Genomic DNA, 12,730 nt, shown 5'->3' with positions numbered 1-12,730 from the left:
CTCCGTCTTGCTCTTGTTGTAGGCCGGAGTTCCCACCAACACTTACCGTACCCAGGCCATGGGGCTGAAGTCATTGGATTACGTGGCTTGCATTCAAGTTGACGCCAGAAAATGCTGCAAGGTTCCATGAAGCATAATCAAGGTCCGGCAGATATCCACTCGCCATCATTTGATTGAGCTGCGCGCAGAAACAAATGTGGGAGCGCAATCCACTGCACACTCAGAGTCCCCACGAGCTTTGACACCGCGCCGACTCTACGGCAAAGTGCGCGCCCTCTAATAAAACCCATTCCTTTTATCCGCTGGCGGCTCTCGCAGACTGCCGGCCGGACTCTTTTCGCTTGCCCAGAGGTATGACAATGAATGCAGTAATTGCCGCGGTCGGCATCATGCTGGTACTCAGCCTGTCCCGCGTGCATGTGGTGATCGCCCTGATCGTCGGTGCGCTGGTCGGTGGCTTGACCGGTGGCCTGGGGATCGAAGCGACGCTCAAGGCTTTCAACAGCGGCCTCGGTGGCGGGGCGACGGTGGCGTTGTCCTACGCCTTGCTCGGGGCTTTCGCCGTGGCCATTGCCAAGTCCGGCATGGCCCATGCGCTGGCCGACAAGGCCCTGGCGATGGTCGATCGCCAGCACGCCAGCGGCGGTGGCCAGGTCAAATGGCTGCTGATCGGCCTGCTCTGGGTCGTGGCCATCGCCTCGCAGAACATCCTGCCGATCCATATCGCGTTCATTCCGTTGCTGGTGCCGCCGCTTCTTTATGTGCTGACCAGGCTGCAACTGGACCGTCGCCTGATCGCCTGTGTCATGACCTTCGGTTTGATCACGCCCTACATGTTTCTGCCGGTGGGCTTTGGCAACATCTTCCTCAATGAGATCCTGCTGGCCAACGTCGCCCGCAGCGGTGTGGACATCAGCGGCATCAATGTGACCCACGCCATGGGCATTCCGGCCCTGGGCATGGTGGCGGGCCTGCTGATCGCGTTTGTCAGCTACCGCAAGAAGCGTGTCTACGACCTGGAAAAGATCGAACAAGTCGAGCAGGTGGCGGTGCAATACAACCCGCTGAGCCTGATGGTGGCCGGCGTGGCCATCGCGGTGGCGTTCATCATTCAGTTGTTGCTGGATTCGATGATTATCGGTGCATTGGCCGGTTTCCTGATTTTCTCGGTGTCGGGCATCGTCAAATGGCGCGACACCGATGACCTGTTCACCGAAGGCATGAAAATGATGGCGATGATCGGCTTCATCATGATCGCAGCCTCAGGCTTTGCCGAAGTGATGAAGGCCACCGGTGAGGTGCAGACGCTGGTCGAGTCGTCGGCGGCGTATATCGATCACAGCAAAGGCATCGGCGCCTTGCTGATGCTGCTGGTGGGGTTGTTGGTGACCATGGGCATCGGCTCGTCGTTCTCCACCGTGCCGATTCTGGCGGCGATCTTCGTGCCGTTGTGCGTGCAACTGGGTTTCAGCCCGATTGCCATCGTGTGCATCGTCGGCACCGCCGGTGCCCTGGGCGACGCCGGTTCGCCGGCTTCGGACTCGACCCTCGGCCCGACCTCCGGCCTGAACATCGACGGCCAGCACCATCACATCTGGGACACCGTGGTCCCGACTTTCCTGCACTACAACCTGCCGCTGCTGGCGTTTGGCTGGATTGCGGCGATGGTGCTGTGATCTAACAAGCAAAAGATCAAAAGATCGTCCGAAGGCTGCGATCTTTTTGTGGCGTTCAACTTTTGACCCGGCGTGCCGTTAAAGCTTTTAACCACGCCAACAAAATCAAAAGAGTGAACGTCATGCGCATGAGCCTCAAGGCCAAAGTCCTGTCCCTTGCCGTCCTCCCGGTGTTGCTGTTTGCGCTGGTCATCAGCCTGACCACGCTGTTCATTCTGCAGGATCAGGCGCGCAAGGAAGTCGAGCAGACCCGCGAGCGCTTGCTCAGCGATGCCAAGGCGACCCTGCAAAGCTACGTGGCCGTGGCCATGACCACGATCAAACCGCTCTACGACGCGGCCGCCCCCGGCGATGAGACAGCGCGGGCCCAGGTGATCAAGCTGCTGTCGAGCATCACCTATGGCAAGGACGGCTACTTCTTCGGCTACGACTCCAACACCGTGCGCCTGTTCAAGGCCAACAGCCCCGAAGGCGTGGGCCAGAGCTTCAAGGACAACCGCGACCCGAACGGCGTCTACGTCAACCGCGACCTGGTGAAAGTCGCCAGGGACGGTACGCACTACCTGCAATACAGCTCGCCCTTGCCCGGCAACACCCAGGTGCTGGTGCCCAAGCTCGGTTACACCGAATACCTGCCGAAGTGGGACATGGCGGTCGGTACCTCGGTCAATCTCGACGGCATCGAAGCCCAAGTGGCGGTGGTCGAAGCCAAGGTCCAGGAGCGCATGCAAGGCATGGTGCTGAGCATCGTCGGCGTGGCGCTCGTGGTGCTGCTGGTGATCGCCGCTGCCGGGATGTTGCTGGCCAACACCATTCTGCGTCCGCTGCATTTGATGAAAGCCAACCTCGACGACATTGCGGCAGGCGAGGGTGATCTGACCCGCCGCCTGACCATCACCAGCCAGGACGAACTCGGTGAACTGGCCGGTTCCTTCAACCGTTTCGTCGACAAGATCCACGGCCTGGTACGGCAGATCACCGAAATGACCTCGCAACTGACCGGGCTGGTGAATCAGGTGTCCGACCAGGCCAATCGCTCGGACCAGGCCATGGAACGTCAGCGCCATGAGACTGATCAGGTGGCCACGGCAATCAACGAAATGTCAGCGGCGGCTCAGGAAGTGGCCAAAAGCGCGCAGAATGCCGCGGTGGCTGCCCAGCAGACCGACGAAGAAGGCCAGGCTGCCAAGCGTGTGGTGGCCGGCAGCATCGAGAAAATTCATGCGTTGGTGGACGACATCCGCAGCAGCGGCGTGTCCCTCGACAGCCTGCAAAAAGACGTGTCGTCGATTGTCAGCGTGCTCGGGGTGATCCGCTCGATTGCCGAGCAGACCAACCTGCTGGCGCTCAACGCCGCCATCGAAGCCGCCCGTGCCGGCGAGGCCGGGCGCGGCTTTGCGGTGGTGGCCGATGAAGTGCGGGCGCTGGCCAGCCGCACGCAAATCAGCACCCAGGAAATCCAGGGCATGATCGACCGCTTGCAGGCCGGCACCCGGTCGGCGGTGGAGGCAATGCGCCGCTCCAGCGAGGCCGGCGACGGCACCTCGGCCCAGGCCAACGAGGCGGGGGCTTCGCTGGACACCATGGCCCAACTGATCGCGACCATCAATTCGATGAACGCGCAGATCGCCAGTGCCGCCGAAGAGCAAACCGCCGTGGCCGAAGAGATCAATCGCAGCGTGCATCAGATTGCCGTGGCGGTGGACAGCGTCGCCGACGAAACCCAGCTCGGCGCGCAGACTTCGCGCAGTTTGGCCGACCTCGGTCAGCGCCTGGGCGGTCTGGTGGGGCAGTTCCGGATCTGACAGAGCAACTTTTTGTGGCGAGGGGGCTTTCTCGCGCCGGGCTGCGCAGCGGCCCCAAAAATCTGTGAGCGCTACGCACTCAAGCGGGAGCAAGCTCCCTTGCCACAAAAAATCGCAGCCTGTGGCGGCTCAGGTTTTGCGTACACCCGCAAAATGACGGTTGTACCGGACCCATGGAGGAGCCGCCGCAGGCTGCGATCTTTTAATCTTCTACTCAGGCGGATAGATTCGATCCAGCGCCCGGTTCACCGCCAACTCGCCTAGCATGATGACTTGTGCGATACCCAGCAGCGTATTGCGACTCGTCCCCTCCGTACGATCCGCCAGATCCAGGGTCATGACATTGGCCGAGGCCAGTGACTCACACGCATGAGCCAGCAGGGTTTCACTATCGAGTTCCGGATTGACGATGAACATGGTGCAGAGTTTGCGCGGGGTGGCCTGTATGTCGGCGGCAGAGGGGATGCGTTCGGACCGCTCGTGGGAATTGTTTGAGTCGAGGGCTTCTGAAAGTTTTGCCGGATCTGCGTCCGGGGGATTCGGTGTTGGTTTGTTCATAAGTGCTTCCCTTTAGTGGTTGGGCCGCACCATCTCGCTACTACACGAAAGGGTGGCAGCTGTGCGCAAGTTAGTAGACCGGCAAGGAAAGCAAAAACCGGCGCGCCCGAGGACGCCATGCGCACAGCTACCATCAAGTGCAGGCGAATACCTGACTGATAATGCTCATGCAACCGCTTTAACCTTGGCCGGGCTACTAAACCCGATCACTGACGATCAGTGACGCGAATCAAGTTACCGAGCGGCCCCAGGGCGCACAAGCCGGCGGATTCTGGCGTAACCGTAGGCAACGACGCAAGGCGTTGTGGCTTTCGAGAAGTAAGCTTGATGGGTTGTTCGACAAGGCCTGGAAAACTCTTACAGTTCAGGCGCATCGGTATACGGACGCGTCCTACGTCACCCGCAGAAATGTCCTATTCCAGCCCTGATCACCTTCGTGAAAGCTGTCGAGCGCTTGAACGAGGGTGGATTTACAACCTCCCCGTACACCTCAAACAGGCCAGGGAGGTCTGAACCTTGCTCAACATACCTAGCACCTTCTTCGACCACAGCCGCCACAAATTCCACGTCCGCGGCTTCGACGCCGCCTTCGACGCCGCCTTCGACGTCCTTTCGCGTGCAGCGGTGCGGCCCATCAATTGCTGCAAGTGCCAGCGCCCTCGCAACTGACAGACAACCTAAGCCAAGTCCACGGAATTTACGGATTTCTCTGCCTGATCTTTTCCAGAACAAGGAGCGACACTCAACATGGCCAGTTTGCTTGCCCGATTTTTTGGATTTCACGGCAACCGCGGGGACTCGCGATGGGATGGGCCGAGTTCTCCGAGCTCGCCACCACCCGATACCCGGCCAGTCCCGGCGACCCCGGAAGCGGATAACTCCACACTGCTCCCTCTGAAAAACTGGTGCCATCCGTTCAAGGACAAACGCGATCCGCTGGCGCAGTTGACTCACATGGCCAATGCCGCTGCCGGTTACTACCCGCTAGGCCGCAGCGGGCTCTTTCATGGCGGCGTGCATTTCGACAGCGGCACCGTCGGCATCCTGGATCAGTCCAGCGTGCATTGCCTGGCCGACGGCGAAGTGGTGGCCTATCGCGTCGACACGCAGTCGCCGAAAACCGCTTACTTCGCCAATGATCGAACGGTCGAGAAACCCTTTTCGCGCAACTTCGTGTTGGTTCGCCATCACCTTCAACCGCCGAAGATCGAAGGTAGCCAGGACACTCCACCAAGCCTGATTTTTTATAGCCTCTACATGCATCTGCAGGATTGGGCGATGTATCAGAAGGATTCCACCCTCGCTCGCCCAAGATTCTGGCCCGAGCGTCCGACCTTTCGCGTCAAGCAGACGGCGTATGACGTCTTTCCCGGCCGGCCTGAACAGCGTGGCCTGAACGTGCGCAATAAGTTGAATGGCCAGGTAATCGATGTTCTGCCGCGAGGCGCCGAGGTGACTATTAGTGGCACCGGACAATTTCGCAAGTTGGAGAGCAGTCTGGGACCGGCCAAACTGCTCAACCCCGATGGCTCGATCAAGGGCTATCTCTCTACTCAGGTGCTCAAACACCCAGACCGCAAAGAAACCCGCATCAGTTCGTCGAAGACGACAGTCAACGTCCGGGCCGAACCGGTGATTGCCGATAACGTAATGTTCGATTTACCGGTTGAATCGGAAGTCACGGTCAGTGGCGAAGGCGAGTTTCGCAAGCTCGAGCGCATCAACCAGTATGTGCATTTTGACTCGCTGGAAGGTGCCATTGAGCCGGTAGCGACAGATCAGGTAGTGGTGCTTGACCAGCCTGTCGCAATCAAGGCAGGTGACCTCATCGGCCACCTCGGCCTGTATCAGGACGGCGGCGCGAATCAGCCGGATAAGAAGCTGCACCTGGAAACCTTCAGTGGTGATGACGTCGAGGAATTCATCGAAGCCAGTCGATTGTGGGCCCAACGCCTGCCGGAGAAAGACAGAACTTGGCTGAAACTCCCCATGGGCACACCGGTGGTGGCGCCTGAAGGAAATGTCACCGCTGCGCAATTGCAGGCGTCGAGTGATCCCAGCCCGCGCAGTGCTGCCGATTTGCTGGTCCCCAAAAAGATGCTCGATGATCTGCCGGCGGACCGAAAAATCCAGGTGCCCGCGAGCCCGACGCGCAAAGCTCGCACCTGGTATCACCTGAAACATTTGCTTCACGACGCCGACAACAATCTTCTTGATGGCTGGGTGTGTGAAGAGCCAGGCGTAACGCCTTGGGTCAGTCCGTGGGCTTGGGAAGGCTATGACGTCATCATCGACTTCAGCAGACCCAAACACTTGCTGGCCTCTTTTCTCAGCGCCATCGGCCGCTTCAGCGACGCTGAACGCGAGCGCTATCGTTCCATTGCCGAAAAAGACGACAAGGGCCCGATGAAACGCCGGTTGTACGAGATCATCGATCGCAACCGCGACGGCAAGATGACGGCCACTGAACTGCAAGCGGCCCTTGAGCGACCGGCTCATGCGCAGGCGATTTCGCAGATGATCCTGTACAAGGAAAGCGAGTGGTTTCAGCAGCCGAAGGTATGGGACGCACTGGATGAGTTGCTCGGCCATAGCGGCTCGACACCGCACTTGAATTGGCTGGCGGAGAAGCAGCGGATTGCACAGATGGGGTGGTGGAGGGAAGTTGCGGAGAAGGTGGGGTTGCCTTCGTGGGGGAGTGTGTATCACTTTCATCCGATTGGGATGTTTGGTTACTTTGCGAACACTGTAAACGGAGTGCTGAATTGCAAAATATGTGGCACTACGCTCAAATTAACGAAAGGTTTTTTGAGCGAAATATGCGGCAGCGAAGTGAACCCGCTTTTCATCAGTGCAATGGTTGAAGCATCTAAAAACCTGTTCAAGAAATACGGACTAGATAGCTGTGAGCAAATCACGCATCTGCTAGCGCAAGCAAAGAAGGAGACTGGCGGGTTTTTACAGTTTCGAGAGTCGTTGAACTACTCTAGGCGAATATACACTGCCGCCAAACTTTATAGATTATCTCCGACTGTAATCAATGCGGGGTTTTCTAGGAAAGGGCTTTCCTTCGCAAGTGATGAAGAAAAACTGAATTGGATAGATGAACATCTTATAGGTAACGATGCAGCTTACGGCTTGCATTGTTATGGCAATGCTGAGCAGCCAGGAAAAGATTTTAGAGGACGAGGGTTGATCCATCTCACTCATTATGAAACCTATAAGAAATGCGCCAGAGATACAGGGCTGCCGATTGACTCTAACCCAGAGCTCTTGGAGAAAGATTTCGCCGTTGCTATAGAAACAGCACTGTGGTTCTGGAAGGTAAGGCATATAGCAGCGATTGCGGAAGATCCGTCCCTAAATGGGGGCGTCGGCGTTACCGCGGTGACTCGCCCCATAAATATCGGATTGGCAGGTTTGCCTGATCGCCAAAAATACAAGCGGGAGATTACTAAAGAATTCAATGCTCACTTTGATAGTAGGTGTAAATGAAGTGATTAAGTTAATTATAATTTTTGGTTATCTGCTTGGGTCGACGGCAATAGCGAGTGATCAAGGGTGCAGCGCTATTGGCCTTCGGGAAGCTTATGGCTATATGGATGTACATGGGGTGAAAGCATGTTTCGTCTACACAAAAGCAGAGGTGCAAACCGAGGGGCAGTTGTCCCGTGATCCTGATGAAATATCCCTTTACTCGGTTATTCCATCTGAAAGCCCAAAGTTTGTTTATGAATTTCCATACGCGGGTACGGAAGGAGCAATCACCGACGCTTTTTTTCTTCCAGTTGGTGGGATGGGCGAAGAAATGCTGTTCGTTATCCATCGCATGGAAACGCCAAGAGCGTGGGATCCGGTAAGTGATATTTACGACGTAAGTGTTATTAGGCTGGAGGGCGAAACTTTACTTCTTGATCGAAAGCGTACACGTTTTTTTGATCTGGGTGGGGATTCTGTCGATGAACAAGGACGATCAACGTATATATATCCGTACAAAGACAAAAAAAGTGTTGAAGCGGTAGTTGGTTCGCCCTTGTTTTACTCCATCATTGCTGACAAAGAAATCACAGGTACCATTTTAGAGAAAGCATTTCTTTTTGATGGTGGCTCTGAACCGGAACAGCAGAGTAAAACTAAGATGTATTTAATCGAGGGCGACAGAGTTTTGGTGACGGATTCGACTGCCGGATGGTGCAAGGTTTCCTACCAAGCAAAGATAAAGATGATTACGAAATGGGCTCAGTGTAAGTCGATAAACTTTTCGGCGAGTTAGGTGAAGACATGCCAATCAGGCTGGATAAAATTCCTCCTCTCGCACTGCGCCCTCAACGACCTCGATTTTTGCTTTGGCTCGCCATGTTGTTGCTGTTTTGTTTGTTAGGTGTTGCAGCGACGCTGTTGTTCGGCGACGAAACATTACCTCAACGGTCTTCGGATTTCTGGAGCTGGGCCGTAAGCATTCCAATCCTGGTTTGGTGCGTGCTGGGTTTCGGGCGAGTGCTGTTGCACGCCGGCGAACAAGGTGCCGCCGATGGTTGGGATGAGGCTCGTGAAGAAGACCTGATCCGCAAGATTCGTCAGGGGCGTCGCTCGCAACAGGTGTTGGGAGTGAGCTTGCAGACTGCTCTTGAAGAACCTGCGGATGTTCCGGAAATACAGCTTGACGCTCTGCTGAGTGGGACGACGGCGCTGAAGTCACAAGCGTCCAGGGTGGATGGATCAATACTTCGCCATAGTTGTTTATCTAACGATGCAGATGAAAATCCGGAAGCAATATTGCTGAGTATATGGGCGCAGACGCTCGCCGACATGGTGCCCACTTTGGCGCAGTTGCCTGCCGATCAACCGCTGGCCCTGTTGCTGGATGTCGATACCGGTTTGCCGGAGAAGCAATGGCGCCGAGTTTGGCGACAGGCATGGCGCGAATCCGGTATTCGCCAGCCCGTTACCCCTGTGGATGGCACCGGTCTGGCTGCACTGGACCAGTGGCTTGACCAGCGTATTGGTGATCGGGCGTTGTTGTTGGTTTTGGCCGTGCAGTTTGCGCCGCAGCAGCCTGAAGGCACGGCGGAAGCCGCCGTCGGGCTGTTGTTTGGCAATCGTCTGACGCAAACCACATTGCCGCCGATAGCCTACCTTCACCGTCCGGAGCAGGAGCGCAAGCCCACCGCCGATGATCTGCTTTACGCTACGCGCCAGGCTCTGGATTGGGTGCCGCTTGAATCGACATCAATCGAGCAGGTTTGGCAAGTGGGTATTGATGGGCGACGGGCTGCCGCCATTGCAGGCGTGTTGTCTGAAGTCCCCATGTCAGTCAATAGGCCGGGATTGTGCAACCTCGATGCAATGCTGGGTCATCCAGGCTGCGCTTCGCCTTGGCTAGCCGTCGCTGCCGGGGCGCAGGCTATTCGGCGCGGTGCCGGGCCACAATTCATCTTCAGTGGCGGAGCGGCTGCGGCTGGTCTCTGGGGCACGGTGTTGATGCCAGCATCAGCACTTTTGAAATTGGAGTCTTGAACGTAGTTCTTACGGGTGATTTCTACCGCCAGCCAGATGAACATCTCGCCGGAAACCGTGCGTATGAACCGCAGGAATTTGTATTTGAAACTGGAGGTGGGTTCGCAGTCGGAGTTGTTTGCGTTGTTTATCGAGTGACTGCGCAGGCACTGAAAAGTCAAAAGATCGCAGCCTGCGGCAGCTCCTACACTTACGGTGTGCATCTGAGCACTGGCGACCACACAAGAGGAGTCAGACCCATGATTGACCGTGAAAGTATCTGCGATTGTCCGAAATGTTCCTGCAAACTCGGTGAACATCCGATTGCCCGTCACGGCAAGCATTACTGCTGTGAAGCCTGCGCCAAGCACCATGAACACGGCGAGGAATGCACCCATAAAGGTTGCAAGTGCGCTCATGGCTGACAACCGCGAATGAAAAGTGGAGCCTAATCTGGCTCCACTTCCAGCCTGAGGCTGTCATCCTCCAGGCGTTCGCTGTGGCGCACGGTGCCTTGCAAGCGCCGCCCTTCGACCCGCAGCACCAGGGTCTTGGCTTGCTCCAGATCTTCCGGCAGTGGCGCCGGGACGCGTATGGCGAAGCAGAATGGGTCATTTTCGACCTGTTCCAGGCCGATCAGGCACTCGGCGCTCTTGGTGATGCGGCCGGTCGGCGTGTCCAGACCGTAGTCCAGCTGCGCAGGGCTGTTGACGGGTGTTGTGCTCATATCCCTTCCCCCGAACCTGATGGTTACCGGATATTAGTTCGCCGGCCGCCACTTGACGTTTTCCACGCCGAATTTTTCAGCCATCGGCTTGCTGGTCTTTTGCACCTTCTCGCGTCCGAAACGGGGGATTCGCCCCACCCCTGCGTCGCAGCTCGCCCAATGCCAGGCTTCTGCGTTATCCATTTTTTCCAGGCGGATAATGAATGATTTCGGAGCGCCATGGAGGGTGTACTCGATGACGAATAATTTTGCACTGTTCATAAAGCTCCGGTTCCTCCCTGTCTTACATAAAAGGATCGCGCGCCATCTGGAAAATTCACTCGGTTTGTCGGACGGCGGCGGTTGCTGGCGACAAGTTCGGTGCCTCGTTACCATGGGGTCTTCCGGCCCCCCCAAATGAACATAGACCATGGCCCTCGCCGCACCGCCTGACCTGAGTGACACCGATGTGCCCGTGCAACCGCTGGCTCGCACCTATCCGCGCGGGTTGTACATCGAGCCCCATGAGCACGTCTGGGGCCAGTTGCTGTATGCGATGAGCGGTGTGATGTGGGTCGAGACGCCGCACGAGGCGCTGGTGGTGCCGCCGCAGCGGGCGGTGTGGTTGCCGCCCGGCGTGCCCCACGGGATTCGCGTGGTGTCCGACCTGCAAATGCGCAATATCTACTTGCGCCCGTCCCTGGCGGCGACCCTGGATGACAGCGTGCAAGTCATTGAGGTCGGCGGTTTGCTGCGCGAGCTGATCGTCGGTCTGGTGGAGCAGGGCAACGACGGGCCGCCCGAGTATTACGACGCGCTGGTGGGGCTGGCACTGCTGGAGCTCAAGCGGGCCAGGCGTTCGCTGCTGAAAATCCCGCTGCCGGACGATTCCGACCGACGGCTGATGAACCTGTGTCAGGCGGTCATGGCCGCGCCTTCACTGGACATTCCTTTCGAACAACATGCGGATAACGCCGGAGCCAGCGTGCGCACCCTGGCGCGGCTGTTCAAGGACGGCCTGGGCATGGGTTTCGCCGAGTGGCGGCGTCAGGTGCAACTGGCGACGGCGGTGGCCGGGTTGATCCAGGGCGCACCGGTCAGTGCGATTGCCCGGGAGCTGGGCTATTCGCCGAGCAGCTTCAGTGACATGTTTCGTCGTGAGCTGGGTGTCGCCCCCTCGCAGTTTCCTGCGGCGCAACGCCAGGACTGAGTTCGCCGAGGCCAGGCTTTGGCCGAAATTCAGAAGCACTTGGCCGATGCTCGCAGGTTACGCCCTCTAGACTCAGCGCATACCTCAATTGCCCCCGGAGTCTGTCATGAACTTCCTCATGTCACTGGCCATCGGTCTGGGCGTCGGTCTGCTGTACGGCGCCCTGGATTTTCGTTCCCCCGCACCCCCGGCCATCGCGTTGGTAGGCCTGCTCGGCATGCTCGCCGGCGAAAAGCTCTGGCCGATGGGAAGGGAGCTGGTGGCTGGCTGGATCTCCTGACCCCTTCCTTTATTCAATGGACACGCCCATGAAAGCTCTGCAATTCGACAAAACCGGTGATCTCTCGGCCCTGCGCTACGTCGAGGTGCCGACCCCCGTGCCCGGTGCCGATGAAGTGCTGGTCGAGATCAAGGCCGCTGGCCTCAACCCCAGCGATGTGAAAAACGTGCTGGGACGTTTTCCCTACACCACCTTGCCGCGAATTCCCGGTCGGGATTTTGCCGGGGTGGTCGTGGCCGGCCCACAGGCGCTGATCGGCCGGGAAGTCTGGGGCACGGGCCGGGAACTGGGGTTTTTCGCCGACGGATCCCACGCGCAGTTCGTCAAGCTGCCGGCCAATGGCGTGGCGCTCAAACCCACGCACCTGAGCTTCGCCCAGGCCGCCAGCCTCGGCGTGCCATACACCACGGCGTGGGATGCACTGGAACGCAGCCTGGTGACGGCCGAAACCCGATTGCTGGTCATCGGTGGCGGGGCGGTCGGCAGTGCCGCGCTGGCCCTGGCCAAGGTGCGTGGCGCCCGGGTGCTGGCGGCCGCGCGGCGTCCGGAACAGGTCAAGGACTTGCAAGACCAGGGCTATCAGACCCTGCAACTGGATAAACCCGAAGATTTGGGCGCACAGGTCAACGCGGTGTATGCCGGCGGCGCCGATGTGATTTTCGACACCACCGGTTTCTGGCTGCCGGCCTCGGTGGCTGCCCTGGCCGCGTTTGGCCGCATCGCAATCATCGCGGCGCCGGTGGACGGTCACGTGCAGTTACCGGCCCTGGCGTTGTATCGCAAGGGTGGCTCAGTGGTGGGGATCAACTCGTTGCTGTACGGGGTACAGGCGTGTGCGGCGATGCTCGAGCAGTTCGGCCGGTTCTTCGATCAAGGCTTGTTGCCATTGCCCCAGGGACTGTTCGAATCACCATTGGCTGAAGGACTGGAGCGTTATGCCGAAGTGAATCAGGGCAGTGGCGACAAGGTGATTCTGCTGCCATGACCCAACCCCCTGTA

At 58.1% G+C, this 12,730-nt stretch carries 12 protein-coding genes and 2 pseudogenes; 11 read left to right on the top strand and 3 right to left on the bottom strand.

Annotated features, from left to right (window positions below):
- Positions 1-359 precede the first annotated feature (359 nt).
- The 3 genes and pseudogenes from AC1DWG_RS08375 to AC1DWG_RS08365 all read left to right on the top strand — a co-directional run bounded on the left by AC1DWG_RS08375 (position 360) and on the right by AC1DWG_RS08365 (position 3,481).
- A complete protein-coding gene (locus AC1DWG_RS08375; protein WP_477763414.1) occupies positions 360-1,676 on the top strand; it encodes a Na+/H+ antiporter family protein in 1,317 nt (438 codons plus the stop codon).
- Between the two features lie 122 nt (positions 1,677-1,798).
- Positions 1,799-2,623, top strand: a pseudogene (locus AC1DWG_RS08370) (cache domain-containing protein); the annotation flags it as partial.
- Between the two features lie 36 nt (positions 2,624-2,659).
- Positions 2,660-3,481: a methyl-accepting chemotaxis protein gene (locus AC1DWG_RS08365; RefSeq protein ID WP_477787664.1), complete on the top strand. Its 822-nt coding sequence runs from the start codon at positions 2,660-2,662 to the stop codon at positions 3,479-3,481.
- Between the two features lie 210 nt (positions 3,482-3,691).
- Here the strand turns inward: AC1DWG_RS08365 and AC1DWG_RS08360 are convergent, their stop codons facing one another.
- On the bottom strand, positions 3,692-4,039 hold the full coding sequence (locus AC1DWG_RS08360) for a DUF6124 family protein (protein ID WP_223460804.1): 348 nt from the start codon (positions 4,037-4,039) through the stop codon (positions 3,692-3,694).
- Positions 4,040-4,786: 747 nt separating this feature from the next.
- On the opposite strand from AC1DWG_RS08360, the gene AC1DWG_RS08355 reads away from it, so the two are divergent.
- The 5 genes and pseudogenes from AC1DWG_RS08355 (at position 4,787) to AC1DWG_RS08335 (ending at position 9,960) form a co-directional block, all read left to right on the top strand.
- Entirely contained in the window at positions 4,787-7,534 is a 2,748-nt protein-coding gene (locus AC1DWG_RS08355) for a glycoside hydrolase family 19 protein (protein ID WP_477787621.1), read from the top strand.
- On the top strand, positions 7,506-8,312 hold the full coding sequence (locus AC1DWG_RS08350; protein ID WP_223460808.1) for a hypothetical protein: 807 nt from the start codon (positions 7,506-7,508) through the stop codon (positions 8,310-8,312). Before AC1DWG_RS08355 ends, AC1DWG_RS08350 begins: the two co-directional genes overlap by 29 nt.
- An 8-nt stretch (positions 8,313-8,320) precedes the next feature.
- Positions 8,321-9,556 carry a hypothetical protein gene (locus AC1DWG_RS08345; RefSeq protein WP_223460810.1) on the top strand — a complete coding sequence of 412 codons (1,236 nt, stop codon included), beginning with the start codon at positions 8,321-8,323 and terminating at the stop codon, positions 9,554-9,556.
- A 21-nt stretch (positions 9,557-9,577) separates the two neighbouring features.
- Positions 9,578-9,694, top strand: a pseudogene (locus tag AC1DWG_RS08340) (helix-turn-helix transcriptional regulator); the annotation flags it as partial.
- 101 nt (positions 9,695-9,795) lie between these two features.
- Positions 9,796-9,960 carry a metallothionein gene (locus AC1DWG_RS08335; protein WP_103395323.1) on the top strand — a complete coding sequence of 55 codons (165 nt, stop codon included), beginning with the start codon at positions 9,796-9,798 and terminating at the stop codon, positions 9,958-9,960.
- A 23-nt stretch (positions 9,961-9,983) separates the two neighbouring features.
- Here the strand turns inward: AC1DWG_RS08335 and AC1DWG_RS08330 are convergent, their stop codons facing one another.
- Positions 9,984-10,262, bottom strand: coding sequence for a hypothetical protein (locus AC1DWG_RS08330; RefSeq protein ID WP_223460812.1), 279 nt, complete (start codon positions 10,260-10,262; stop codon positions 9,984-9,986).
- A 33-nt stretch (positions 10,263-10,295) separates the two neighbouring features.
- Positions 10,296-10,523, bottom strand: coding sequence for a DUF6555 family protein (locus tag AC1DWG_RS08325; RefSeq protein ID WP_057714008.1), 228 nt, complete (start codon positions 10,521-10,523; stop codon positions 10,296-10,298).
- A gap of 148 nt (positions 10,524-10,671) precedes the next feature.
- Here AC1DWG_RS08325 and AC1DWG_RS08320 point away from each other — a divergent pair, with 148 nt between their 5' ends.
- The 3 genes from AC1DWG_RS08320 (at position 10,672) to AC1DWG_RS08310 (ending at position 12,716) form a co-directional block, all read left to right on the top strand.
- Positions 10,672-11,451, top strand: a complete 780-nt coding sequence (locus AC1DWG_RS08320; protein ID WP_477763417.1) for an AraC family transcriptional regulator — start codon at positions 10,672-10,674, stop codon at positions 11,449-11,451.
- A gap of 106 nt (positions 11,452-11,557) precedes the next feature.
- Positions 11,558-11,731, top strand: coding sequence for a DUF1427 family protein (locus AC1DWG_RS08315; RefSeq protein ID WP_477755721.1), 174 nt, complete (start codon positions 11,558-11,560; stop codon positions 11,729-11,731).
- Between the two features lie 28 nt (positions 11,732-11,759).
- Complete coding sequence (locus AC1DWG_RS08310; RefSeq protein WP_477763418.1) at positions 11,760-12,716, top strand: quinone oxidoreductase family protein; 957 nt, start codon at positions 11,760-11,762, stop codon at positions 12,714-12,716.
- Positions 12,717-12,730: the final 14 nt, after the last annotated feature.

Source organism: Pseudomonas sp. P4_B3 (assembly GCF_056402295.1).
Note: the sequence above shows the minus strand (reverse complement) of the source record. Positions and strands in the feature narration are given on the sequence as shown.

Coding starts and splice junctions, on each gene's coding strand:
- AC1DWG_RS08375 (WP_477763414.1), top strand. CDS start 360: ATGAATGCAGTAATTGCCGCGGTCGGCATCATGCTGGTACTCAGCCTG.
- AC1DWG_RS08365 (WP_477787664.1), top strand. CDS start 2,660: ATGACCTCGCAACTGACCGGGCTGGTGAATCAGGTGTCCGACCAGGCC.
- AC1DWG_RS08360 (WP_223460804.1), bottom strand. CDS start 4,039: ATGAACAAACCAACACCGAATCCCCCGGACGCAGATCCGGCAAAACTT.
- AC1DWG_RS08355 (WP_477787621.1), top strand. CDS start 4,787: ATGGCCAGTTTGCTTGCCCGATTTTTTGGATTTCACGGCAACCGCGGG.
- AC1DWG_RS08350 (WP_223460808.1), top strand. CDS start 7,506: ATGCTCACTTTGATAGTAGGTGTAAATGAAGTGATTAAGTTAATTATA.
- AC1DWG_RS08345 (WP_223460810.1), top strand. CDS start 8,321: ATGCCAATCAGGCTGGATAAAATTCCTCCTCTCGCACTGCGCCCTCAA.
- AC1DWG_RS08335 (WP_103395323.1), top strand. CDS start 9,796: ATGATTGACCGTGAAAGTATCTGCGATTGTCCGAAATGTTCCTGCAAA.
- AC1DWG_RS08330 (WP_223460812.1), bottom strand. CDS start 10,262: ATGAGCACAACACCCGTCAACAGCCCTGCGCAGCTGGACTACGGTCTG.
- AC1DWG_RS08325 (WP_057714008.1), bottom strand. CDS start 10,523: ATGAACAGTGCAAAATTATTCGTCATCGAGTACACCCTCCATGGCGCT.
- AC1DWG_RS08320 (WP_477763417.1), top strand. CDS start 10,672: ATGGCCCTCGCCGCACCGCCTGACCTGAGTGACACCGATGTGCCCGTG.
- AC1DWG_RS08315 (WP_477755721.1), top strand. CDS start 11,558: ATGAACTTCCTCATGTCACTGGCCATCGGTCTGGGCGTCGGTCTGCTG.
- AC1DWG_RS08310 (WP_477763418.1), top strand. CDS start 11,760: ATGAAAGCTCTGCAATTCGACAAAACCGGTGATCTCTCGGCCCTGCGC.